The organism is Streptomyces sp. 184 (assembly GCF_045781775.1).
In the GTDB taxonomy this organism is placed as follows: Bacteria; Actinomycetota; Actinomycetes; order Streptomycetales; family Streptomycetaceae; genus Streptomyces.
Window position 1 is genome coordinate 2,144,930 of record NZ_CP123230.1, and the last position, 25,071, is coordinate 2,170,000.

Genomic DNA, 25,071 nt, shown 5'->3' on the forward strand with positions numbered 1-25,071 from the left:
GACGGGGTCGGTCGGGCGGGGTGTCCGGCGCCGCGGCGCCGGACACCCCGGGGGCGAGGGTGCGTACGGGCTACTCGCGGTCCGCCGACGTGGCCCGGCGGCGCAGCGCGAAGGCGACGCCGGCCGCGACCGCGACGACGACCGCCGCACCGCCGCCGAGCACCACGCCCATCGCCGAGCCGCCGTCGTCGGACGCCTCCGCGGCCGGGACCGCGGTGGCCCAGCTCCAGGAGCCGTCCTGGCCCCAGATGTTGCCGTCGCCCGCGGGCATGGCGGTGATCGACGCGATGTGGTCGGTGCGGTACGCCTCCACGGAGTTCGGGTACGCCAGCACGTTCATGTACCCGGTGTCGTAGAGCACCGACTGCATCTCACGGACTATCCCGGCGCGCTTGGCCGGGTCGTCGTACGCGGCCAACTGCTCGGCGTAGAGCCGGTCGAAGTCCTTGTTGCAGATGAAGTTGTCCGTCTGCCCCACGACGTCCTCCGACTCCGGCAGCGCGGCGCAGGTGTGGATGGCGAGGACGAAGTCCGGGTCGGGGTTGACCGACCAGCCGTCGAAGGCGAGGTCGTACTCACCGGCCACCCACGGGTCGCCGACGTTGTCCAGGCACTGGAGGTCCAGGCCGATGCCCAGCTCGCCCCACCACTCCTCCAGGAACTTGCCCGCCGCCTTGTCCTTGGGGTCGGTGGAATGGCACAGCATCCGGAAGTCCAGCGGCTTGCCGTCCTCGCCGACGCGCTTGCCGTCCTTGAGCTTGTAGCCCGCTTGGTCCAGCAGTTGCGCCGCCTTCTTCGGGTCGTAGCCCCTCTTCTGCTCGGCCGACGGCTTCCAGTGGTAGTCGGCGAAGCGCGGCGGGATGTAGCCCTCGCCCTCGACGCCGTGCCCCTGGAGGACCTTGTCCACGATCGCCTCCCGGTCCACCGCGAGGAAGAGCGCCTCGCGCACCCGCGGGTCGAGCAGCGCCGGATGGCCGTCGCCGAACTTGCGGCCCTGGACGTCCCGCGCCCCGGGGTTGGTGGCGATGGCCCAGAAGCGCCGGCCCTGGCCGTCGTTGACCTTGATGTCGGGCTGGCCCTTCAGCGACGCGGCGTGCGCCGGCGTCAGGTCCGGCACGAAGGACACCTCGCCCTTGCGCAGGGCGGCCACGGCGGCGTCGGTCTCCTTGTAGTACTTGAACGTCAGCTCGTCGAACTTCGGCTTGCCCCGCCAGAAGTGCGCGTTCGGCTCGAAGGTCACGTGCGAGTCGGTCTTGAAGCCGGTGAGCACGTACGGGCCGCTGCCGACGACCGGGAAGTCGCCGTCGTTGTTGAACTTCCCGAGGTCGTCGACGTCCTGCCAGACGTGCTTGGGCACGATCGGCAGGTCCATCGAGTTCATCGTGGCCTGCGGCTCCTTCAGCTCCACGACGAGCGTGCGGGCGTCGGGCGCCGAGACCTTCGCGAAGTTGGCGACGTACGAGCCGTTGGCGGCGCCCGCGGCGTCGTCCGTCATCATCGTGTGGAACGTCCAGCGGGCGTCCTCGGCGGTCAGCGGCTTGCCGTCGGACCACTTCACGCCCTCGCGGAGGGTGTACGTCCACGTCTTGCCGGCGTTCGAGGGCTCCCACTTCTCGGCCAGCCCCGGGATGGGCTCCTGCGTCTTGACGTCGTAGTTGACGAGGGAGTCGTACATCAGCCGGTTCAGGCTCGTGGCCACGAGGGTGACCGCGAGGAACGGGCTGAGCGAGTCGACGCTCTGCGCGACGGCCGCGGTCAGTACTTGCTTGTCGCCGTTGTCGCCGTCGTCGCCGCCGTCGTCCTGGGCGGACTTCGCCGCGGCCGGGCCCACGGGGCCGACGGCGGCGGCCCCGATCAGCGCGAGGGCCGCGGCGCCCGCGCAGAGCGCGCGGCGCAGCCGCCGGCCGCGGCGGCCGGCGGAGGTCGGTCGAGGGAGTGGGCCGGGCGTCAAGGCGTTGTCGTCGGTGGGCTGCATGACACCTCGCGGTCTGAAGGGGGGCGGGATGCCGGCTGACCGGCCTGGGGTCGGGTCTGTCTAGCGAGGTTGGTCTAAACATGTCAACGACCGTGACCGGCCTGTACGAGGGCGATACCCGGCTGAAACGCGAATGAGGCCCGCGCCTTCAAAAAGGCTGCGGGCCTCATTGGTTCAACCCAATGGCGGCAGGCGGGACGGCGCCCCGGCCGGGACCGCCGGCGCGGCCGGCGGTCGCGCGCGCGTTTCCGCTGGCCGGTCCGGCCGGTCCGCCGGTGGGACCCCGGGGCGACGGGCCGCCGGGGTCGCCGGCGGTGTCACCCGTACGGGCTCGGGCCGGACTGCGCCTGCGACGGGCCGGTGCCGGGCGCGCCACCCGGATAGCCGCCTCCGCCCGGGTACCCCCCGCCCGTTCCGTAGCCGCCGGCACCGCCCGCGCCGCCGGACTGGCCGGGCAGCGGCGGCATCGCGTGCGGCGGCTGCTGGCCGCCCTCGCCGGTCCACAGGCCCTGCGCCTGCTGGGCGCGGGTGAAGTCCTCGGCGACGAGCGCGGCGAGCTGGAAGTACGCCTCCTTGGTCTTCGGCCGCATCATCGACAGGTCCAGCTCGGCGCCGGCCGACAGGTGCTCGTCGAACGGGATCACCTGCACCGCGCGGGTGCGCTGCTTGAAGTGGTTGACGATGTCGTCGATCTTGATCATCTTGGCGGTCTCGCGGACGCCGGAGATGACCGTGATGCTCCGCGACACCAGGTCGGCGTAGCCGTGCGCGTGCAGCCAGTCCAGCGTGGTGCTGGCGCTGGACGCGCCGTCCACGGACGGCGTGGCCACGACGATCAACTGGTCGGCCAGGTCCAGCACGCCGCGCATGGCGCTGTAGAGCAGGCCGGTGCCCGAGTCGGTGAGGATCACCGGATACTGCTTGCCGAGCACGTCGATGACGCGGCGGTAGTCCTCGTCGTTGAACGTCGTGGAGACCGCCGGGTCGACGTCGTTGGCCAGGATCTCCAGGCCGGACGGCGCCTGCGAGGTGAACCGGCGGATGTCCATGTAGCTGTTCAGGTACGGGATCGCGGTGACCAGGTCGCGGATCGTCGCGCCGGTCTCGCGGCGCACCCGGCGGCCCAGCGTGCCGGCGTCCGGGTTGGCGTCGATCGCGATGACCTTGTCCTGCCGCTCGGCGGCGAGGGTCGCGCCGAGCGCGGTGGTGGTCGTGGTCTTGCCGACACCGCCCTTGAGGGAGATGACCGCGATGCGGTAGCAGGACAGCACCGGCGTGCGGACGAGGGCGATCTTGCGCTGCCGCTCCTCCTCGGCCGCCTTGCCGCCGAGCTTGAACCGGGACAGGCCGCCGCGTTCCGACTTGCGCTGCGGCTTGTGCTTGTCGTGCAGCAGTTGCTCGGAGGACAGCTCGACGGCGGCGGTGTAGCCGAGCGGTGCGTTGTGCACCGGCTGGCGGCGCTGCTCGGGCGTGACCTCCGGCCAGCCACCGGACCGCGGGTCGCCGCCGGGCTGGGCGGGCGGCGCCGGGGAGGTGGCCGGGGACAGGGCGCCCTGGCCGGGGGCGCCGGGCTGGGCGCCGCCGGCGGGCGGGAGGCCGGGCTGCTGCGGGGCGGGCTGACCGGGCTGGCCGGGGTGCTGGCCCGGGTGTCCGGGCTGCTGGCCGGGGTGGCCCGGCTGGGCCTGCTGCGGGGGCTGGGCGGGCAGGCCCGGGTAGCCGCCGGGCTGGCCGGGCTGCTGGCCCGGCTGATGTCCGGACTGGCTGGCGAGTTGCCCCTGCTGGGCCTGCTGCCCCTGCTGTCCGGGCTGACCCGGCTGACCCGGCCGGCCCTGCTGTGCGCCGGGCTGCTGGGGCCAGCCGTAACCGCCCTGCGGGGCGCGGGAGTCGGGATGCTGGCCGGCCGGGGGTACGGGCACACCGGACGGCGACGCCACGGTCCAGCCGGGCGGCGGCTCCGCGGCGGGCCCGGAGCGGGGTGCCTCGGCGCCGGCGGACGGAGCGGGCGGGGTCTGCGGTACCGGGAGCCGGCTGCCGGGCGCGGAGTGCGCGCCGGGGGCGCCGGCCGGCGGTGCGGACGGCGCGGGGGCGGCGGGCGCGGCGGGGGCACCGGCCGACTCCGGCGCGGCGCCGGGTGCCGGGGCGCCGGGCGGAACGGCGCCCGGAGCGGGCTGGCCCGGGTACGGCTGCTGGGGCGGAGGGGCGGCCGGCGGGGCGGAGGGCGCCGCCGGGGGAGCCGCGGGGGGCCGCGGCGCGGACTGCTCCGGTGCGGGCTGCGCGGCGGGCGACTGCCAGGGCGCGCCCGCGGCGGGCGGCGGGCCGGACGGCAGGTCCGCCGCCGGGGGCCGCTGCGGCTCGGCGGCGGGGAACTGCGGGGGGAGCGGCGGCAGCGCCGTGGGCGAGGCGGACTCGTCGGGGGTGGGCGCGGGGGCCCACGGGTTCGCGCCGGCGGGCGCGCGGTCCGTCGCGTACGGGTTCGCCTGTGGCGGCGCGTCCTGCGGCTCGTTGGCGCGCGCGGGCGCGGCGTCGGCCGGCACCCGGTCCTGCACCTCGGCGGCGGCGGGCACGGCGTCGTTCGGCTCGTCGTCCGCGGGCCTGCGGTCCTCGATCTCCGCGGCCTGCGCCCGCAGCGAGGCGGGCGAGAAGCGCATGGTCGCGCCGCTCACCACGTCGCCCTTGTCCGGGTCGTCCGGCACCTCGTCGTCCCCGTCGCTCTCGTCCCGGCCGTCCTGCGCCGCGTCGGGCGGCGCGTGGGCGACGAGCGGGGTCAGCGTCCGGGTGGCGTCGTCCCGGTACGGGGCGGGCGTACCCGCGTCGTCGGCGTCCGGGCGCGGGGGCGGCGCGAACTGCGGCGCGGGGAACGCGGATGCGCCGGCCGCGGACGCGTCGCCGCCCTGCTCCGCGGCGGGCGCGGTGCCGGGCACGGGCGGCCAGACGGCGCCGGCCTCCGGCGCCTCGTCGGCGCCGCCGGACCCGTCGGTCCCGGCGGCGGGCCACGCGGACCCGGAGCCGGCGGACCTGTCCGTGTCCGCCGCCGCGCTCCGCTGCCAGTCGGTGCCGGAGGGGACGATGGGCGGGTCCGCCGCGGCCTCGGCGGCTGCCTCCTCGTCCTCCGCGGAGGCGAAGGGCCAGGCCGCGTCCGGTGCGGACGCCTCGCCCGCGTCGCCGGCCGTCGTGGCGGTGCCGCCGTGCCAGTCCGTGCCGCTCTGCCAGTCGGTGCCGGACGCCTCGGGCTCCGCTTCGGCGGCGGGTGCGCTCGCGGGCGTCGGCGGCCACGCGGGCGCCGGCTCGGAGGTCTCGTCGGTGTCCGCGGTCGCCGCGGCCGGTTCGTCGCCGTCCGGCGCCGGGTCCGCGGACGCGCCGGCGGCCGGGAAGGGCCACCCCGGCTCCGCCCCGGTGCTCCGCCAGGAGTCGCCGGACCCGCCGTCCTCGTCCGCCTGGGCGGCGGGAGCCGTCTCCGGGACGGAGGGCAGGTCGGTGCCGGACCGGGAGTCGTCGTCGGACGCCCCGGCGGTGGGGGACCAGTCGGTGCCGGTGCCACCGTCCGCGTCCGCGTCCGCCGTCGTGCCGCCGGAGTCCGCGGGGGCGCCGGCGGGCTCCTCCTGGGGCTCCTCCTGGGGCTCCGGCTCCGCGGAGGCGGTGTCCTGCCCGTCGTACGCCGACGACTCGCCGTCGTCGGAGTCGCCGGTGTCGTCCGTGTTGTCGGTGGTATCCGCGGCGTCCGTGCCCGCCGGCGTCGCGGAGGCGGCGCCTCCGTACCAACTCGGCGCGCTCACCGCCGAGGAGGTGAACTCCTCGGCCTCCGCCGCCGCGGACCCGGCCTCGTCGTCCCGGTTGTCGTTCCCGTCATCGTTCCCGTCGTCGTCCGTCGCGGCCTCCGGCACCGCCGGGGCCACCGGCAGCGCCGCGAACGCCACCGCGCCCGGGTCCGTCGCCGCCGTCAGCGGCAGGGAGTCGTTTTCGTCCGCGTACGCCTCGTCCCGTTCGTCGTCCCCGTCGTCGTCCTCGTCCGCGGCAGCCGCCTCGGGCTCCGGCGCCGCCTCGGGCTCCGGCGCCGGCGCCGGTGTCGGCGGTTCGTCCGGCAGCGTCAGCAGGAACGGCGGGGGCGTCATCGAGTCGGGCACCGGTCCCGGGGCCGGTGCGTGGGCGGCGGTGAAGCCGTTGGGCAGCGGAGGCATCGCCGAGCCGGCGTGGGAGGAACCGGTGCCCGCCTCCTCGTCCTGTCTGGTGCTGCTGGCCGGCACCCCCTGCGTGTACCAGGCCGCGGGCGCCGGGCTGGTGGTGAACTCGCCCGTGCCCTCCTGGTCCGTGGCGGACCGCTCGACATCGGGGCTGGTCCGGCCCGCGCCGTTCTCGTCCCGATCGCTGCTCACTGTGCCTCCCGAATCCCCTCGCACCACGGCGGTCGTGCCGGCGCCTGCCCGGTGCCGTGTGCCTCTCCCACCCTAAGGGGAGGACGGAGCGCGTCGGCAGGCCGGACTGTCGCAATCGGCAACGGATGTGTCACCGTTCAGAACACCGGCCCCTACGCGCCCCCCGCGGGCCCGTTCGCCCGGTGGCCGCTCAGAACACCGGGTTTGCGGTCAGTGACCCCGTGTGGAGGACGAAGACCCGGTTGTTCGCGCCGGCCAGTGTCCAGTCGTCCCGTTCCCTCGTGGTGAGCCGGTCGTCCCACGCGCGCCTGCCCTTGGCGATGTCGTAGACGTTCAGCCCGTCGGGATCGATGCTCGAAGTCGTTCCGCACCACACCGAGTTCCCCTGGACCACCGGCGGGTACCGCAGCGCGACGGCCAGGGCGTCGGCCGTCCACTCGGTGTCCCTGGTCCTGGTGTTCGTGACGGTGAGCTGCGCATCGTTCACGGCGAAGAGCAGATTGCCGTCGAGCGCCGGTGCGCTCCAGATGTACTCGCCCTTCGGGTCCTCGTTCCACTCCGGCTTGCCGTCGCCCTTCAGCGCGTACGCCGTCAGCCCGTCGCCGCCCGCGTACACGAACCCGCCGCCGACCGCGCACGGCAGCGCGTAGGAGCTGCGCTTCGGGGTGTCCCACACCGTCTTGCCGTCCTTGGTGTCTACCACCGCGAGCTTGCCGTCCGAGCCGGAGAGCACCAGCATCCCGTCCGCCGTCGTGGCCCACGCGGGTTTGCTGACGGTCGACTTGACCGGCAGCTCGACCGTCCACCGCTCCTTGCCACCGGTGCCGACCGCGCGCAGTTCGCCGTCCTTCGTCGCCACGTACGCCCCGTCGGCGTCGCCCGCGAGCACGACCGCCGCCCGGGCGTCCGGCGCCGACCACTGCTCGCGCCGGTCGCGCCCGCGCAGCCCGTACACGGCGCCCTCGGCGTCCGCCGCGGCGAAGGTGTTCGTGTCGAGCGCCGCCCCGCGGGCCGCCGCGGCGGCGTCCTGCTGCCGCCACTTCTCCCTGCCGGTGCGGATGTCCAGGCCCGCGATGCTGCCGTCCGCCATCGCCACGACCAGGATCTCGCGCAGCGGAAGCACCAGCGGCGTATCGGAGTTGAGCCCGCTCACCGGACCCCAGAGCGCCGCGGGGGCGTTGTCGGAGCTGTAGCCCTTCAGCGGTTGCGCCGCCCACGGGTCGCGCTTCGGCGCCGTGGTCGTGCCGCCGTCGTCCTTGCCCAGCCACCACCAGGCCGCCGTGCCCGCGCTCGCCGCCAGCACCGCGCCGCCGGCGCCCAGCCCGACCAGCAGCCGCCGCCGCGACGGCCCCGGCAGTTGGGTGTCGTCGGCCGCGGGGAGCGCGGCGAGCCGGGCCGCCTCCTGCTCCCGGCCCGCGATGTCCTCGGCCAGCGGGCCCTGCCGCCAGACGGCCTCGGCGCCGGGCGGCGGGGCGAGGGCGGCGGCGACCTGCGGGGGAGTGGGCCGGTACGCGGGGTCCTTGGCCAGGCACGGCGCGATCAGCGGGTACAGGTCGGGCGGCAGCCCTTCGAGCCGCGGCTCGCCGTGCACCACCTCGTACTGCACGGCCGCCACATGGCTGCCCTGGTACGCCGTGTGCCCCGTCGCCGCCAGCGTGAGCACCGCGCCGAGCGCGAAGACGTCCGCGGGCGGGCCCACGCGCTGCCCGAGCACCTGCTCCGGCGGCCCGTAGCCGGGCGTGACGGGGGCCTCGCCGGTGCTGGTGAGGGTGAGGCCGTGCTCGGGGCGGGCGATGCCGAAGTCGATGATGCGCGGCCCGGACGCGGTCAGCACGATGTTGGGCGGCTTGACGTCGCGGTGGACGAGGCCCGCCGCGTGGATGTCGGTGAGCGTGCTCGCCAGCGCCGCGCCGATCGCGCGCAGCGCCGTGCCGTCCAGCGGTCCGTAGCGCTCGACGGCCTCGGCGAGGGTGGGCCCGGCGAGGAACTCGCAGGCGATCCACGGCCGTCCGCTCTCCGTCTCGGCGCCCAGCACCCGCGCCACGCCGGGGCTCTGCACCGCCTGCGCGGCGTGCGCCTCGCGGACGAAGCGCTGCGCCAGGTTCGACTGGTGCGCCAGCTCCGGCCGCAGCACCTTGATCGCGGCGGGGCGGCCGGAGGAGTCGCGGCCGAGGTACACCTTGCCCATGCCGCCCGCGCCGAGCACGCCGATGAGGCGGTACGGGCCGAGGCGCAGCGGGTCTCCGGTGCCGAGGGGTTTCATGGACGTACCGCTCCTGGTGGAAGTTCCTACTGAAGGGGAAGTCCGCGCACGTCGGCCGCGGTGACGACGAGGACGACCTTGGCGTCCTTCTGTTCGAGGACCATGGGGCGCTCGTTGTCCTCGGGGCCCCGGTACGACCAGGCCGTCCGGTGCTCCTCAAGGTCGATCGCCCGCACCCAGTCGCGCCCGCCGGTGCCCACGTACGCGTACTTCTTGCCGACGACCGGGGCGACGATGAACGCCTGCGGGCCCGCCCAGTCGGCCTTGGCCTCCCACTCGACCTCGCCGCTGGCGCCGTCGATGGCGATGAACCCGTTGCCGTTCTCGACGACGTACGCCTTGCCGTCCTTGACCGCGGGCGTGCCGTACAGCCGGGTGTCCGGGCCGAGGGCGGCGCGCGCGTCGCGGTCCTTGCCGAGCGTCCAGCCCACCTCGCCGTCCGACAGCTTCAGCGCGGTCAGGTCGCGCAGGCCGAGGAGGACGTGGCCCTTGACGGTGGGGAACTGCTGGAGTCCCGCGAGCGCGTCGCGGTCGGCCTTCGGCGCCTCCCACGTCCAGCGCACCTCGCCGGTCCGCGCGTCGAGGCACGTCAGGGTGGACTCGACGCGGATGAGCGCCTCGTTCTTGGTCATGGCGGTCGCGTACGAGGGGCCGGTGTCGGGCGACTTGTTGTCGTACCCCCACAGCAGCTCGCCGGTCTTCATGTCGGCGGCCACGAACTGCGAGGTCCACGGCGTCTTCTCGACGATGCGTTCCTTCGTCTTCTTGTCGCGGTAGATCCGGGTGACCCAGCGGGCGGTCGCGCGCATCAGCATGACGCCGTTCTCGGCGCCCTCGATGGCCGTCCCCTTGACCTCCGCGCCGTTGAGGACGACGCTCTCCTCCTGCTCGCCCGTCTCGGGGTCGTTGGTGAAGATGGCGTGGGTGCCCTCGCCCGAGACGCTGCGGCTGCCGATCGAGTAGAACGCGGAGTCGTCGCCGATGATGCCGGTCGTGGGGGAGACGGACTCGCTGACGCCGCGCAGCTTGCCGTTGCGCGCGTCGACGAACTGCCCGCCGCCGGTGGTCGTGAGCAGCAGCACGTAGTTGCCGGTGGTGGCCAGGCTGAACGCCCCGCCGCCGCCGACGACCGGGCGCGTCCACACCTCCTTCGGCGCCTTGGGCTTCTTCGCCTTCGGCTTGGCCTCCGGCTCCTTCTCGTCGTCGCGCAGGAGCGCCCACGCCCCCACCCCCGCGCCGCCGACCGCCACGGTGCCCGCGCCCGCGAGCGCCAGCACCCTGCGCCGCGACGGGCCCTTGGCCGCGCCCAGTTGCGTTTCCATGGCGGCCTGCTCCGGCGAGGGCAGCCTGGGCGGCTGCGGCTGCCAGGCGACGGCGGCGCGGCGCAGGATGTCGGCGTGCAACGCGTCCGGGAGGTGGTCGGCGAAGTCGGCCGTGCCGCCCGGCACCCCCTCGGCGAGCAGCCCCGCCAGCTCGTCGGTGCCGGGGCGCACCTCCGGCTCCTTGGCCAGGCAGCGCTGGAGCAGCGGCAGCAGCCCGGCGGGCACGCCGGACAGGTCGGCCTCGCCGTAGCGCACCCGGTAGAGCAGGTCCGCGGCCTGGCCGCCGCCGAAGGGGCCGTGGCCCGTACAGGCGAAGACCAGCACGCCGGCGAGCGCGAACACGTCGCCGACCGGGGTGTGTTCGACGCCGGACGCCTGCTCGGGCGACATGAAGGCGGGCGTGCCCGCCGCGGTGCCGGTACGGGTCAGGTGGTCGTCGCCCGCCGCGCGGGCGATGCCGAAGTCGATGACCTTCGGCCCCGCCGACGTCAGCAGGATGTTCGACGGCTTCAGGTCGCGGTGGACGACGCCGGAGCGGTGCAACTGCCCCAGCGCCTCGCAGAGCGCCGCGCCCAGCGCGCGCGTCGTGGTCTCGGGCAGCGGGCCGCACACCGCGACCGCCTCGTCCAGCGGCGGGCCGAGCACGTACTCCGTCGCCAGCCACGGTGTCTCCGCCAGCGGGTCGGCGTCGACGACCTCGGCGCCGTAGCGGTCGCCGATGACCCGGGCGGCGTCGGTCTCCAGCCGGAAGCGGGTGCGGAACTCCGAACCGGCGGTGCCGGCCTCGCCGCTGACGAGGTCGGCGTGCATGGTCTTCAGCGCCACGGTGCGCCCGCCCGCGGAGCGGGCGAGGTAGACCGTGCCCATGCCGCCGCTGCCGAGGCGGGAGACCAGCCGGTACGGGCCCAGTTGCTGCGGATCGTCGTGGGTGAGGGGCGTAGCCATGGGATCAGTCCACCGGGAGTGCGTAGAGGGCGTCCTTGGACAGGACGAGGGCGATGCCGTCGCCCGCGGCGAGCACCCGGCCGGAGACGCCGGGGCCGCCGTCGGTGGACGAGCCGGCCTCGCTGACCGTCGCGAACCGCCACAGCGGCTTGCCGTCGCGGGCGTCGAACGCCTGCACCTCGGCGTCGTTGCTGTAGAAGAGGGTGCCGCCGGTGCCGCTGAGGACGATGTTGGTGACGTCGAACCTGCCGCCGGAGTAGACCGGGGTGCTCCACGCCGGCTTGCCGTTCTTCACCGACAGCGCCGTCATCCGGGCACCCTGCGTGCCGTACAGCACCCGCGACCTGGCGTCGGGCAGCTCCGCGAAGAAGTGCTCCTTCATCGGGCGCTCCCAGACCTTCTCGCCGCCGCGCATGTCGAACCCGCGCAGCGTGTCGGACTCGTTGTCCGGGCTGACCAGGATGCCGGCGTCGGTCGCGTACGTGCTGGGGCCGTCGTAGTCCTTGATCCCCGCGAACTTCTTCTCCCACGCCTTCTCGCCGCTGCGCCGGTCGAGCGCGAGGTAGGTGAAGTCGGAGCCGGAGGTGGGGGCGCTGGGGACGAGCAGTTCGCGCCCGCGGACCTTGGCCCGCTCGCCGTCGCCGAGCGCGTCGCCCAGGGCGCCGAAGCCCTTGGGCAGCGGCTTGTTCCACACCTCCTCGCGCTTGGCGGTGTCGTACGCCACGACGGAGAAGTCCTCCAGGGCCTCGCCGCGCACGGCCAGGAAGTAGAAGATCCCCTCGACGACGCCGATCGGCGCCTGGAAGGCCAGCTTGCTGCCGAGCGCGTAGTCGTCGACGCTGCCCTTCGACTTGCCGTCGGCGACGTCGACGGTCTCCAGGCTGCCGCCCTGGATCGGCAGGAGCGCCCGCCCGCCGCCGAGGTCGACCAGCCTGCCCTCCGCGAACACGTCGGAGTCCCACGCCTTCTTGCCGGTGCGCAGGTTCACGGCGGTGAGCGCGCCCATCGTCTCCACGACGGCGGTCCTGGCGACGACGCTGACCTCGTCGGCCTCCTGGCCCTGCAACGAGTACTGCCACAGCGGCTTGGGCGGGGCGCCCTTCGCGGGGGTGGTGCGGTAGACGGGCGGATCCTCCTCTGTCGCACGGCGGTACGCGTAGACGCCGCCCCCGCCGACGGCGAGGCCCGCGGCGCCGAAGGCCAGCCCGCGCAGCAGCGCGCGGCGGGCCGGGCGCGGCGGGGGCACGGAGGTCTCCCCGACACCCGCGCCGGCCGACGTGTGCGGCGTCTGCCCGGGCACGGGCGGACCGCCGGGCGCGCCGGGCCCCGGCGGCGGTGTCAGCGGACCCTGCGCCGGCAGCGAGGGGAGCTGGGCGGTCAGCGCGGCGGCGACGGCGCCGGGCACCTGCTCCTGCCCCGGCTCCGCCGACAGGGCCTGCTGCGCCTGCTGGAGCTGCTGGAGCAGCGCGTCCGCGCGCGGGCGCTGCGCCGGGTCCCCGGCCAGGCACCCGGCGACGACCGACGCCAGCGGCTCCGGCAGCGCCCCCGGGTCGGGGGAGTGGGCGCCGGTGGCGGCGTACGCCAGCACCACGCCCAGCGCGTAGATGTCGCCCAGCGGCCGGGGCACCCCGCCGGCGTGCTGCTCCGGCGGCAGCCACGCGGGCGGCAGCCCCGGCACCGCGGTGCGCGGCCCGTCGCCCGGCGCCGCCGCGCGCACCGCGCCGTACGCCACGAGCCGCGGCCCGGCGGACGTCAGCAGCACGGCGGCGGGCGTCAGCCCCGCGTACACCAGGCCCTGCGCGTGCGCCTGGAGCACCGCGGCGGCCAGCGACACCCCCACCTGGCAGACGTACGGCAGCGGCAGCGGCCCGCCGTGCGCCGCCAGCGCCGCGGGCAGCGGCAGCGCGGGCGCGCAGTCGTACGCCACCCACGGCTCCTCGTCCTGCGGCGCCACCCCGGCCACCGGCGCGGCGGCCGGACCCGCCAGCCGCGCGGACGTACCGGCCTCGGAGGCGAACCGGACCCGGAACCCGGGGTCGGCGGCGAGCGCCGCGGGCGGCGTCATGAGCACCACCACGCGGCCGAGCGGCCCGCTGAAGGCCAGGTGGAACTGCGGCCCGTCGGCGCCGGGCCCGCCTTCCGGGGCGTACGGGCCGAGCGGCGCGACGATCCGGTGCGGGCCCACCGTCTGCTGCGGGCCGCCGGCGGTGCTGCCGCCGGTGGCGCCGGTCGCGCCGCCGGTCGGACCGCCGGAGCCGGTCATCGTGTGCATACGAACAATCCCCCTTGCCGCCGCGCGCTCAGTCCAGCGGCAGCGCGTACACGCTGCTTCCGCTCGCGACCACGGCCGTGTTCCTGCCGACCGCCACCCGGCGCCGGTGAGCGTACTTCGGCTTGCCCGCCCGCATGTCGGTGAAGCGCCACAGCAGGTCGCCGCCGTCCGCGTCGTACGCCAGCACCTGCGTGTCGTCGCCCGCGATCAGGAACCGCTCGTCGGGCGTGACGTGCAGCGCCGGGGCCTGCACGAGCACCCCGACGTAGGCCAGCTCCGGGTTGCGCTTCCACTGCTCCTCGCCCGAGTCCCGCGCCACCGAGTGCATGGCGCGGAACGTGTCGAGGGCGTGGACCACCGAGCCCTGCACGGCGGGCGGGCCGAAGTTCTGCGGGTTGGTGCTCTCCATGTCCTCGTCCCACGGCTCGGCGGTCAGGTTCCACAGCTCGGCGCCGTCGCCGCCCGCGTCGTAGCCGCGCATGTCCTTGCCCGCGGTGGCGACCAGCACCTTCTTCCCGGCCGCCGCCCAGTGGCCGCCCGCCATCCCGGCGTACTCCTGCGCCCACCGCTCCTCGCCGCTGCCGAGGTCGAGGGCGGAGACCGCGACGGGCTTGTCGCGGTGCTGCGCGTCCTCGTCCGCCTCGGGCACCAGGACGACGGAGTCGCCGAGGAAGAGCGCGGCGGTCGCGGCGGCCGAGCCCGGCGAGCGCCACAGCTCACGGCGGCGCGCGAGGTCGTAGCCGACGACGGCCAGCTTGCCGCCCTCCTTGACGGTGAACGCGGCGGTGTCGCCTTCCACGCCGAGGAGCGCGCCGTACGGCGTCCCGCCGCCCCGGCGGAACTTCTCCGACGTCCACTTCACCGCGCCGTCCGCGGTGTCGAGCACCGTCAGGTCCTTGCCGGGCACCAGCACCATGCCGTCGCCGAGCGGCACGGCGGGACCGGCGGGGCTGACGTCCGACTGCTCCCACAGCTCCTCGCCGGTGCGCAGGTCCAGCGCGAAGACGCCGGACTTGGCGACGACCAGGGCCGCCCGGTCGCCGGCGACGACCGGCGGGCCGATCGGCTCGACCTTGCCGAGGCCCTTGCCCCACAGGACCGCGGGCGGGGCGCCGGTCAGGCGCTTGCTGCCGGTGTTGCGGGAGGCCAGCCGCTCCGCGGTGGTCGGCGGCGGAGGCGGGTCCTCGGTGGTCGCGGCCCAGGCCGCGGCGCCGCCGGCCGCGACACCCGCCGCCCCGCCGGCGATGCCGGCGAGCAGGGCGCGGCGGGTGGCGGGGCGGCCGACGACGGTGGTGGCGCCGATCGGGTCCTGGGCACCGGGGGTGCCGGGCGCCGGGGCGGCGAGGAAGGCGGGGTCCGGCTCGGTCTCGGCGGCCAGCACGTCCGCGGCCTGGAGGGCCAGGGCGGCGCTGACCCGGCGGGGCAGCCAGCCGGGGGCCAGGGCGGCGCCGGAACGGGTGGTCGCCGCGTCGAGCACGGTCCCCGGTGCCACCGCGCCCGGGCCCGGGGCCGCTGCCCCCGGCGCGGCACCACGGAGCAGCTCGGGCAGCAGCGCGGCGGCGGTGGGCCGGCGGGCCGGGTCGGGGTGGAGGCAGGGCTCCAGTGCGGTGCGCAGGGCGGGCGGGAGGAGGTCCAGCGGGTCCGCCGGCGTGCCGTAGGGGTCGGTGGCGTAGGGATCCGCGGCGTACGGGTCCCGGGCGTACGGGTCCGTGCCGTACCCGGTATCGCCGGTGAGCGGGTCCGTCAGCGGGTCGCCCTGGTGGTACGCCTGCGGGTCCGCCGCCTGGTCGCCGGGGATCCGGCCGGTCGCGGCGTAGACGAGCACCGCGGCCAGCGCGTACACGTCGCCCAGCGGCCGGGGCCGCCCGCCCGCCGCCTGCTCCGGCGGCAGAAACTCCGGTATGAGCCCGGCAAGGCGGTCGCGCGGGCTGCCGTCGGCCCCCGCCGCGCTCACCGTGCCGTAGCCGGTCAGCAGCGGGCCGTCGCCGGTGAGCAGCACGGCCGTCGGGTCGAGCCCGCCGTGCGCCGCCCCCGCGGCGTGCAGCACGGCCAGCGTCTCGGCCAGCGCGGCACCCACTGCGTACACCGTGCGCTCGGGCAGCGCGCCCCCCTGCGCGTCCAGCGCGGCGGGCAGCGGCAGCGCCGGCCGGTACGGCATCGCCCACCAGGGCGCGCCGGAGGCCGACAGCTCGCCCACCGACGCCAGCCACGGGCCGCCGGTGCCGGCCAGGCGCTGGGCCTCGGCGGCCGCGGCGTAAAAACGCCCTGCATGGCCGTGGTCGGCGGCCGTCGCGTCGGCGTGCGGTGCGGTGATCAGGACTGTGCGTTCGCCGCCCGGCGCCTGGGCGATGTAGCGCGCGGCCGGCGCGCGCATCCCGCCCGCGTCCGTATCCAGACGCCCCACCGGCCGGTACGCCCCGAACTGCTCGGGGTCGTCGAGTCGCAGCGGTTCCATACCCCCTCCTAGGAACTGGCCCGGGCAGCCTACCGGGGACGGCCGGGCTCCGCGTCGGGCGGGGGGCAAAAGGTCCCGTACGGCAGGGGAGAAAGCCCCGCGCGAGAGCCGCGCATTCTTATGCGGAAGTGGCGTGCACCACATGCCTCTGAAGGAATCCTAAAGACGGTAGTAGGTGAATCTGACGAGGGTCCGGGACTTTCGCCTCTGCGGTCGCCGGACTTTCGGCACGGGAGCCCGCCGGACTTTTGGACACGGTCCACGCGGACCGCTCTGACCTGCATAAACGATCTCCGCAAGCCCTCCCGTGCATCGTGCGGGGCGGTTCTCGCGGGCTCTCTCCACGGGTGCGCAAGGGGCAGAAAAACCCGACTCGTCGCTACGACCCCGGCTCGTACCAAGGGTCCTTGTCCGTCCCGATCCGGCGCGTTACCAAGGTGGAGCGACCTCGGAGCGCAGCCGGGGTCGAAACCTTTCTGGAGGGAATTCCGAGAATGTACAAGCACGCCAAGTTCACCGCCCCCATAGCCACCACCGCGATGCTCGCCGCAGGCGGCGGGATGGTCCTCGCCCTCGGCTCCGGGGTGGCCACGGCCGACAGCAAGCCCGACTGGGTAAAGCCCGTCACGGCCGACTACGACATCACCGGCCAGTACAACCAGGGCGGTGCCCGCTGGGCCGCGAAGCACAGCGGCCAGGACTTCGCCGCCCCCACGGGCACGAAGGTCCAGTCCGTCAGCAAGGGCACCGTGGTGACGGCCGGCTGGGGCGGCGCGTACGGCAACAACATCGTGATCAAGCACAGCAACGGCACGTACACCCAGTACGGCCACCTGTCGAAGATCGACGTCTCGGTCGGTGAGAAGGTCAACGCCAAAACCCCGATCGGCAAGATCGGTACGACCGGCAACTCCACCGGCCCGCACCTGCACTTCGAGGTCCGCACCACCCCCGTCTACGGCTCCGCCGTCGACCCGGTCGCGTTCCTCAGCAAGCACGGCGTCAAGATCTGACCCGTACCCGTACCCCCGGCCCCGCCGGGCGGCGCCGGACGGCGGTCCTCGGGCCGCCGCACGGCTGATAGGCTGGCGGACGGTTCGCGTGAGCGCCCCCGTATCCCTCGGGTGAGGCGCCGCGACCGCCCCGCCTGCCGAGTCACCGCAGGTTCCCTGTGACCAAAACCAGGGACGCTCGGCGGCGCCGACCCGAGGAGTTGGAACGAGTATGTCGCTGGACACCGCGACCAAGAAGAAGATCATGGCCGAGTACGCCACGAAGGACGGCGACACCGGCTCCCCCGAGGTCCAGGTGGCGATGCTCACCCAGCGCATCAGCGACCTGACCGAGCACCTGAAGACCCACAAGCACGACCACCACTCGCGCCGCGGTCTGCTCCTGCTCGTCGGCCGCCGCCGCCGGCTGCTTCAGTACCTGGCGAAGAAGGACATCGCCCGCTTCCGTACGCTGGTCGACCGCCTCGGCATCCGCCGCGGCGCCGCCGGCGCCCGCTAGCTCCGCACGAGGGAGCGGCTCCCGCACCGGGAGCCGCTCCCTCGGCGTATGCCCGCGGCGGTCCGGTTTCGCCCGGACGCCGGGCCCGGTCCGTCCGTACGGACCCCTTACCGACCGGTTGCCAGCCAGCCGTCGAGACGCCGCCCGGAGGACTTGTACTCTGGTCGGCAGGACATCAACACAGAGTGAATACGGGGAGCAACCGCCCGCAGCCGCCGGACCTGTGCCGACAGCGGGCGCCGGTCCTCGGTAGTGGCCTTCGGAGCACGCGAGAGCGCGCACCCCGGTGGCTTCGATCGAAGACCGGCCCGGCCTACAGCCGCTCATCCGGCCCGAGCCTGCCGCGACGGGTGCTCCACCGCTCACCGCCCACGCCACACGGGCGTGGGCGCAGACGAGGAGATTTTCCTGGTGGAGAACGAAACCCACTACAGCGAGGCCGTTATCGACAACGGCTCGTTCGGCACCCGCACCATCCGCTTCGAGACCGGCCGGCTCGCCAAGCTCGCCGCCGGCTCCGCCGTCGCGTACCTCGACGACGAGACCATGGTTCTCGCAGCGACCAGCGCCTCCAAGCAGCCCAAGGACCAGCTCGACTTCTTCCCCCTGACGGTGGACGTCGAAGAGCGCATGTACGCCATCGGCAAGATCCCCGGCTCCTTCTTCCGCCGCGAGGGCCGCCCCAGCGAGGACGCCATCCTCACCTGCCGGCTCATCGACCGGCCGCTGCGCCCCTCGTTCAGGAAGGGCCTGCGCAACGAGATCCAGATCGTCGCCACCATCGAGGCGCTCAACCCCGACCACCTCTACGACGTGGTCGCCATCAACGCCGCCTCCGCCTCCACCCAGCTCGCGGGCCTGCCGTTCTCCGGCCCCATCGGCGGCACCCGCGTCGCCCTCGTCCGCGGCCAGTGGGTGGCCTTCCCCACCCACACCGAGCTGGAGGAGGCCGTCTTCGACATGGTCGTCGCCGGCCGGGTCCTGGACGACGGCGACGTGGCGATCATGATGGTCGAGGCCGAGGCCACCGACCAGACCGTCGAGCTGGTCAAGGGCGGCGCCACCGCGCCGACCGAAGAGGTCGTCGCCGCCGGTCTGGACGCCGCCAAGCCCTTCATCAAGACCCTGTGCAAGGCGCAGGCCGACCTCGCCGCCAAGGCCGCCAAGCCCACCGGCGAGTTCCCCGTCTTCCTCGACCACCAGGACGACGTGCTCCAGGCGCTCACCTCGGCCGTGCGCGACGAGCTGGCCCAGGCCCTCACCATCGGCAACAAGCTGGAGCGCGAGGCCGAGCTGGACCGCGTCAAGGACGTCGCCGCCGAGAAGCTGCTGCCGCAGTTCGAGGGCCGCGAGAAGGAGATCTCCGCGGCGTACCGCGCGCTCACCAAGGAACTGGTGCGCGAGCGCGTCATCCGCGAGAAGGTCCGTATCGACGGCCGCGGCGTCACCGACATCCGGCCGCTCGCGGTCGAGGTCGAGGCGATCCCGCGGGTGCACGGCTCGGCCCTCTTCGAGCGCGGCGAGACCCAGATCATGGGCGTGACCACGCTGAACATGCTGCGCATGGAGCAGCAGCTCGACACCCTCAACCCGGTGACGCGCAAGCGCTACATGCACAACTACATCTTCCCGCCGTACTCCACCGGCGAGACCGGCCGCGTCGGCACCCCCAAGCGCCGCGAGATCGGCCACGGCGCGCTCGCCGAGCGCGCCATCGTGCCGGTGCTGCCCAGCCGCGAGGACTTCCCGTACGCGATCCGCCAGGTCTCCGAGGCCCTCGGCTCCAACGGCTCGACGTCCATGGGCTCCGTCTGCGCCTCGACGATGTCGCTGCTGAACGCCGGTGTGCCGCTGAAGGCCCCGGTCGCCGGCATCGCCATGGGCCTGATCTCCAAGGAGATCGAGGGCGAGACGCACTACGTGACGCTCACCGACATCCTCGGCGCCGAGGACGCCTTCGGCGACATGGACTTCAAGGTCGCCGGCACCAAGGAGTTCGTCACCGCGCTCCAGCTCGACACCAAGCTCGACGGCATCCCCGCCTCCGTGCTCGCCGCGGCCCTGAAGCAGGCCCGCGACGCGCGGCTGCACATCCTCGACGTGATGATGGAGGCCATCGACCGGCCGGACGAGATGTCCCCGCACGCCCCGCGGATCATCACCATCAAGATCCCGGTGGACAAGATCGGCGAGGTCATCGGCCCCAAGGGCAAGATGATCAACCAGATCCAGGAGGACACCGGCGCCGAGATCACCATCGAGGACGACGGCACGATCTACATCGGTGCCGCCGACGGCCCGGCCGCCGAGGCCGCCCGTACGACCATCAACGGCATCGCGAACCCGACGATGCCCGAGGTCGGCGAGCGCTACCTGGGCACGGTCGTGAAGACCACCTCCTTCGGCGCCTTCGTCTCCCTGCTGCCCGGCAAGGACGGTCTGCTGCACATCTCGCAGATCCGCAAGCTCGCCGGCGGCAAGCGCGTCGAGAACGTCGAGGACGTCCTCGGCGTCGGCCAGAAGGTCCAGGTCGAGATCGCCGAGATCGACCAGCGCGGCAAGCTCTCCCTCATCCCCGTCCTGGACGACGAGGAGAAGGACGGCGACGACGCCGAGAAGTCCGGGGACGAGTCCGCCCAGTGACCCACCCCCGCAGCAGCCGGAAGGCGGCCCGCCCCCCGTACCGGGGGCGGGCCGTCCCCCGTCCGCGCTCCACCGCCGCGACCCTGCCCGACGGCTCCGCCGGCGGCGAGGGCGCCGGCACCGTACGCAAGACGGTGCTGCCCGGCGGGCTGCGCGTGCTCACCGAGACGCTGCCCGCCGTGCGCTCCGCGACCTTCGGCATCTGGGCGCACGTCGGCTCCCGCGACGAGACCCCCGCGCTCAGCGGCGCCACGCACTACCTGGAGCACCTGCTCTTCAAGGGCACCCGGACGCGCTCCGCGCTCGACATCTCCGCGCCCATCGACGCGGTCGGCGGCGAGATGAACGCGTTCACGGCCAAGGAGTACACCTGCTACTACGCGCGGGTCCTCGACACGGACCTGCCGCTGGCCATCGACATCGTCTGCGACATGCTCACCGGCTCCGTCATCCGCGCCGAGGACGTCGAGGCCGAGCGCGGCGTCGTCCTCGAAGAGATCGCGATGACCGAGGACGACCCCGGCGACTGCGTCCACGACCTCTTCGCCCACACGATGCTCGGCGACACCCCGCTCGGCCGCCCCGTCCTCGGCACCGTCGAGACCGTCACCGGGCTCACCCGCGACCGCGTCGCCCGCTTCTACCAGCGCCACTACGTGCCCACCCGGCTCGTCGTCGCCGCCGCGGGCAACGTCGACCACGACGACGTCGTACGCCGCGTGTCCGCCGCCTTCGACCGCGCCGGCGCCCTCGACAGCCCCGACGCCGTCCCGCACGGCCCCCGCGCCGGCAGCCGCGCGCTGCGTACCGCCGGCCGCTTCGAGCTACAGGAGCGCCGCACCGAGCAGACGCACCTCGTCCTCGGCGCCCCCGGCGTCGGAAGGCACGACGAGCGCCGCTGGGCGCTCAGCGTGCTGTCCGCGGCCCTGGGCGGCGGCATGAGTTCCCGGCTCTTCCAGGAGGTCCGCGAGAAGCGCGGCCTGGCCTACTCCGTGTACTCGTACACCTCCGGCTTCGCCGACTGCGGCCTCTTCGGCGTCTACGCCGGCTGCCGCCCCGCGCAGGCCGCCGACGTGCTCAAGCTCTGCCGCGAGGAACTGGCGCACGTCGCCCGGCACGGCCTCGCCGACGAGGAGGTCGCCCGCGCCGTCGGCCAGTTGTGCGGCTCCCTGGTGCTGGGCCTGGAGGACACCGGCGCGCTGATGCACCGCCTCGGCAAGAGCGAGCTGTGCTGGGGCGAGCAGATGTCGGTCGACGACATCCTGGCCCGTATCCGCGCCGTCACCCCCGACGACGTACGCGACGTGGCGACGGCCGTCCTGGGCCGCCGCCCGTCCCTGTCCGTCATCGGCCCGGTGACGGACCGGCAGGCCACGGCGCTCCAGGAGGCCGTGGCCTGAGCGGGACCGGGGTCCACCCCCTCGACACCGGAGGTAGTACGCGCATGACCACCCAGCTCAAGGTCGCCGTCATCGGCGCCCGCGGCCGGATCGGCTCCGAGGCCGCCCGGGCCGTCGAGGGCGCCGACGACATGGACCTCGTCGCCGCCGTCGACCGCGACGACGACCTCGCCGAGCTGACGAAGGCCGGCGCCGAGGTCGCCGTCGAGCTGACCCACCCGGACTCCGCCCCCGCCAACGTCGACTTCTGCGTACGCAACGGCATCCACGCCGTCGTCGGCACCACCGGCTGGACCGACGAGCGCCTCGCCGCGCTGCGCACCCGGCTCGCCGAGAGCCCCGCCACCGGCGTGCTCATCGCGCCGAACTTCTCCCTCGGCGCCGTCCTCACCATGCACTTCGCCCGGCAGGCCGCCCGGTTCTTCGAATCCGCCGAGGTCGTCGAGCTGCACCACCCGAACAAGGCCGACGCCCCGTCCGGCACCGCCACCCGCACCGCCCGCCTCATCGCCGAGGCCCGCCGCGAGGCCGGCCTGCCGCCGCAGCCCGACGCCACCGCCACCGCCCTGCCCGGGGCCCGCGGCGCCGACGTCGACGGGGTGCCCGTGCACGCCGTACGGCTGCGGGGGCTCCTCGCCCACCAGGAGGTGCTGCTCGGCGACACCGGCGAGACCCTCACCATCCGGCACGACTCGCTGCACCACAGCAGCTTCATGCCGGGCATCCTGCTCGCCGCCCGCCGGGTGCCCGGGACCCCGGGCCTGACGGTCGGCCTGGAACACTTCCTCGACCTCGGCTGACGCCGGCGCCCGGACCCCGCTGATGCGCTCGAAGATCACGTACACGGTGCTGTCGGCCGTGCTGGTCGTCTACTTCTTCCTGGCCGGCACCCGCGGCTGGTACCTGCTGCGCGAGGGCACACCGGTGACCGTCGCCTTCGGCATCGCCGTGCTCGTGCTGCCCGCCATCGGCATCTGGTTCCTGTGGCACACCACCGCCTTCGCCCGCGCCGCGAACGCGCTGGCGCGGGAGCTGGACGCCGAGGGCGGGCTGCCGGTGGACGAGCTGAAGCGCACGCCCAGCGGGCGCATCGACCGCGACTCGGCCGACGAGGTCTTCCGGCGGCGCAAGGCGGAGACGGAGGCGGCGCCGCAGAACTGGCGGTGCTGGTTCCGGCTGGCGGTGGCGTACCACGACGCGCGCGACACCCCGCGGGCCCGCAAGGCGATGCAGCGGGCCATCTCCCTGCGCAGAACGGCGGGCTAGGGGCCGTACGGCCGGGTCGGCCGGGGGCGGACCGGGGTCGCCCGGGGTCGGACGGTCGGCGCAGGACGGGCTACGGGAGTGTCAGCGCAGCTCGGTCGCCCACGCCTCGACGGTGTCGGCCGCCCGGTCGAACGCCTCGGGCCGGCTGAGGAAGTCGGCGTTGGTGTCCGTCAGCAGCGGTCGCAGCGGGACCGCGGCCCCGCCCCGCCCGCGCCGCCGCGCCGCCGGGGTCACCAGGAGCGCCTGCCCCTGCACCGTACGCGGCAGGCCGAGCCACTTCACGGGCTGCTGCACGGTCCGTACGGCGGCGATCTCGTCCCACGCCAGGGTGACGGTGTGCAGGAGGTGGACCTGCCGGAGCCCGTACGCGCTCACCCACACCCCGACCCGCAGCAGCCGCAGCGCCGCCACGATGAACAGCACCGCCACGCCCGCGCACGTCAGCGCGCCCGTGACCGAGCGGGCGAGCAGCATGATGACGGTCGCGAAGAGCAGGTACGAGGCGAGCAGCAGCTCGACGGCGGCCATGAGCACCCGCCAGGGGCCCGGGCGGTAGGGCCGGCGCCAGCGGTCGCGGTCGGCGTAGGGGAGGGGCGCGTCGCCGGCGACGTCTCCGAAGTCGCGGTCGGCGGTCAGAAAGGGCAGTGGCACGCTTGCGAGGCTAGCGAGGCCCCGACGGGCCCACCACCCCGGGGGTGCGGACGGGGCACCCGCGGCGGCTGCGACGGCGGCGGCGGGGGGACACGCGCGGCGGCGTCAGGGGTTCTGCACGGTCTCCGTGTCCTGCGCCGAGCCGGGATCGTCGGTGAGCTGCATCGCCGGAACGCCGAACACCACCGCACCGACGAGCCCCGCCACTATCAGCACGCCCACCAGCGCCCGCCCGGCGATCTCGCCGAACCCGGCCCGCTGCACGGGCGGCGGCACGGGAACGTCGCTTCGGAAACGGTCGGCCTCCGCTATGAAGGCGAACGGAACGGGCTCACGCCGACGGCGAAGCATGCTGGGGCACCACCTCTGGGCTCGTGGGTTTGTCGACTACTTGACTCCTGCCATCCGGACAACGTCGGAACGTCCCGTAAAGTGCCCAGATCCAGGGCCATGTGCCGAATACCTCTCAAAGGTACCAAGGGGCGGACGGGGCCCTCGAATGCCGCTGCGAAATGTCTGGAATGGTGGTTATCGCGAAGTTCGCATAGGCTGAGGATACGAACCCGGTACTGCTTGAACCCCCGAGCAGGCAGTGCCGGGTTCTCCCTCGCCTGCCGCACCGCACGCCACCCAAGCGCGCACTCCGGGCATTCTTACGAGTAGCGTGTCACTCATGGCTCCGACATCCACCCCGCAGACGCCCTTCGGACGGATGCTGACCGCCATGGTCACGCCGTTCACCCCCGACGGCGCCCTCGACCTCGACGGCGCCCAGCGACTCGCCACCCACCTCGTCGACGCAGGCAACGACGGGCTCGTGCTCAACGGCACCACCGGCGAGTCCCCCACCACCGGCGATGCGGAGAAAGCCCAACTCGTAAGGGCCGTGGTGGACGCAGTCGGCGACCGCGCCCACGTCGTTGCCGGAGCCTCGACGAACGACACCCGGCACAGCATCGAGCTGGCCCGCGCCGCCCAGGACGCCGGCGCCCACGGTCTGCTGACCGTCACGCCGTACTACAGCAAGCCTCCGCAGCAGGGGCTCTACGCGCACTTCAGGGCCATCGCCGACGCCACCGACCTGCCTGTGATGCTCTACGACATCCCCGGCCGCAGCGGCGTCCCGATCAACACCGAGACCATGGCCCGGCTGGCCGAACACCCCCGGATCGTCGCCAACAAGGACGCCAAGGGCGACCTCGGCCGCGCGAGCTGGGCCATCGCCCAGACCGGCCTCGCCTGGTACTCCGGCGACGACATGCTGAACCTGCCGCTGCTGTCCGTCGGCGCCGTCGGCTTCGTCTCCGTCGTCGGCCACCTCGTCACCCCCGAGCTGGTCGCCCTCATCGAGGCGTACAACAACGGAGACGTCACCAAGGCCACCGAACTGCACCAACAACTGCTCCCCGTCTACACCGGCATGTTCCGCACCCAGGGCGTCATCACCGTCAAGGCGGCGCTCGCCCTGCGGCAGATGCCCGGCGGCCCGCTGCGGCTGCCGCTGGTGGGGCTCTCCCCGGAGGAGACCGAGCAGCTCAAGCGGGACCTCAAGGGCGGCGGCGTGCACGTGTAGCCGTACGCCCCGGCCGTACGCCTCAGCACAGCCGTCGTCCTCACCGCCACCGAGACGTCACAACCGCATACCGAGAAATCCGCGGCGCGGCTTCAGGGAAGCCGCCGTCGCACGCATTCATGTGCGCCCCGCCCGGGCGGCTCGCCGCCGGGACCCGGCCGGTGCGCATGGTGAGGAGACACCTTTGAGCCATCCCCATCCCGAACTCGGCCCGCCCCCGGCACTCGCGAAGGGCGCCCTGCGCGTCACGCCGCTCGGCGGACTCGGCGAGATCGGCCGCAACATGACCGTCTTCGAATACGACGGTCGCCTGCTGATCGTCGACTGCGGCGTCCTCTTCCCCGAGGAGGAGCAGCCCGGCGTCGACCTGATCCTGCCCGACTTCTCCACCATCAGGGACCGCCTCGACGACATCGAGGGCATC

The 25,071-nt window shown here is 74.4% G+C and carries 16 protein-coding genes (1 of these 16 running past the window's edge); 8 read left to right on the plus strand and 8 right to left on the minus strand.

Going from position 1 to position 25,071, the window contains the following annotated elements; all coding sequences use genetic code 11:
• Nucleotides 1-70: 70 nt before the first annotated feature.
• The 6 genes from QBL21_RS09285 to QBL21_RS09310 form a co-directional block, all read right to left on the minus strand.
• Nucleotides 71-1,975: an ABC transporter substrate-binding protein gene (locus QBL21_RS09285; RefSeq protein ID WP_407561548.1), complete on the minus strand. Its 1,905-nt coding sequence runs from the start codon at nucleotides 1,973-1,975 to the stop codon at nucleotides 71-73.
• A 317-nt stretch (nucleotides 1,976-2,292) separates the two neighbouring features.
• Entirely contained in the window at nucleotides 2,293-6,345 is a 4,053-nt protein-coding gene (locus QBL21_RS09290; protein WP_407561550.1) for an SCO5717 family growth-regulating ATPase, read from the minus strand.
• A gap of 190 nt (nucleotides 6,346-6,535) precedes the next feature.
• Nucleotides 6,536-8,608 (minus strand): protein kinase domain-containing protein, encoded by a 2,073-nt coding sequence (locus tag QBL21_RS09295; protein WP_407561552.1) that lies wholly within the window; start codon nucleotides 8,606-8,608, stop codon nucleotides 6,536-6,538.
• 26 nt (nucleotides 8,609-8,634) lie between these two features.
• Complete coding sequence (locus tag QBL21_RS09300) at nucleotides 8,635-10,875, minus strand: protein kinase domain-containing protein (RefSeq protein ID WP_407561554.1); 2,241 nt, start codon at nucleotides 10,873-10,875, stop codon at nucleotides 8,635-8,637.
• A gap of 4 nt (nucleotides 10,876-10,879) precedes the next feature.
• Nucleotides 10,880-13,147 carry a PQQ-binding-like beta-propeller repeat protein gene (locus tag QBL21_RS09305; protein WP_407561555.1) on the minus strand — a complete coding sequence of 756 codons (2,268 nt, stop codon included), beginning with the start codon at nucleotides 13,145-13,147 and terminating at the stop codon, nucleotides 10,880-10,882.
• 28 nt (nucleotides 13,148-13,175) lie between these two features.
• Complete coding sequence (locus QBL21_RS09310) at nucleotides 13,176-15,602, minus strand: PQQ-binding-like beta-propeller repeat protein (RefSeq protein ID WP_407561556.1); 2,427 nt, start codon at nucleotides 15,600-15,602, stop codon at nucleotides 13,176-13,178.
• A 494-nt stretch (nucleotides 15,603-16,096) separates the two neighbouring features.
• Between QBL21_RS09310 and QBL21_RS09315 the strand changes: the two genes are divergently transcribed.
• From QBL21_RS09315 to QBL21_RS09340, 6 genes are all read left to right on the plus strand, one after another.
• Entirely contained in the window at nucleotides 16,097-16,615 is a 519-nt protein-coding gene (locus QBL21_RS09315) for a M23 family metallopeptidase (RefSeq protein WP_407561557.1), read from the plus strand.
• 211 nt (nucleotides 16,616-16,826) lie between these two features.
• Nucleotides 16,827-17,114, plus strand: coding sequence for a 30S ribosomal protein S15 (gene rpsO / locus QBL21_RS09320; protein ID WP_407561558.1), 288 nt, complete (start codon nucleotides 16,827-16,829; stop codon nucleotides 17,112-17,114).
• Nucleotides 17,115-17,525: 411 nt separating this feature from the next.
• A complete protein-coding gene (locus QBL21_RS09325) occupies nucleotides 17,526-19,757 on the plus strand; it encodes a polyribonucleotide nucleotidyltransferase (protein ID WP_407561560.1) in 2,232 nt (743 codons plus the stop codon).
• Nucleotides 19,754-21,157 (plus strand): M16 family metallopeptidase, encoded by a 1,404-nt coding sequence (locus tag QBL21_RS09330; protein WP_407561562.1) that lies wholly within the window; start codon nucleotides 19,754-19,756, stop codon nucleotides 21,155-21,157. The genes QBL21_RS09325 and QBL21_RS09330 overlap by 4 nt, the downstream gene beginning before the upstream one ends.
• Nucleotides 21,158-21,201: 44 nt before the next feature.
• The gene (gene dapB, locus QBL21_RS09335) at nucleotides 21,202-21,957 is read left to right on the plus strand and encodes a 4-hydroxy-tetrahydrodipicolinate reductase (RefSeq protein ID WP_407561563.1); all 756 of its coding nucleotides are present in this window, start codon (nucleotides 21,202-21,204) and stop codon (nucleotides 21,955-21,957) included.
• Between the two features lie 22 nt (nucleotides 21,958-21,979).
• Nucleotides 21,980-22,423: a hypothetical protein gene (locus QBL21_RS09340; protein ID WP_407561564.1), complete on the plus strand. Its 444-nt coding sequence runs from the start codon at nucleotides 21,980-21,982 to the stop codon at nucleotides 22,421-22,423.
• An 81-nt stretch (nucleotides 22,424-22,504) separates the two neighbouring features.
• Here the strand turns inward: QBL21_RS09340 and QBL21_RS09345 are convergent, their stop codons facing one another.
• Nucleotides 22,505-23,074, minus strand: coding sequence for a hypothetical protein (locus QBL21_RS09345; RefSeq protein WP_407561565.1), 570 nt, complete (start codon nucleotides 23,072-23,074; stop codon nucleotides 22,505-22,507).
• 105 nt (nucleotides 23,075-23,179) lie between these two features.
• The gene (locus tag QBL21_RS09350; RefSeq protein WP_407561567.1) at nucleotides 23,180-23,425 is read right to left on the minus strand and encodes a hypothetical protein; all 246 of its coding nucleotides are present in this window, start codon (nucleotides 23,423-23,425) and stop codon (nucleotides 23,180-23,182) included.
• Between the two features lie 322 nt (nucleotides 23,426-23,747).
• Between QBL21_RS09350 and dapA the strand changes: the two genes are divergently transcribed.
• Nucleotides 23,748-24,647 (plus strand): 4-hydroxy-tetrahydrodipicolinate synthase, encoded by a 900-nt coding sequence (gene dapA, locus QBL21_RS09355; RefSeq protein WP_407561569.1) that lies wholly within the window; start codon nucleotides 23,748-23,750, stop codon nucleotides 24,645-24,647.
• A gap of 184 nt (nucleotides 24,648-24,831) precedes the next feature.
• Nucleotides 24,832-25,071 carry the 5' end (the start) of a ribonuclease J gene (locus QBL21_RS09360; protein WP_407561571.1) on the plus strand. 1,446 nt of this gene lie beyond the right edge of the window, so 240 of the gene's 1,686 nt are visible here — the first part of the coding sequence; the start codon lies at nucleotides 24,832-24,834; its stop codon lies off the right edge, out of view.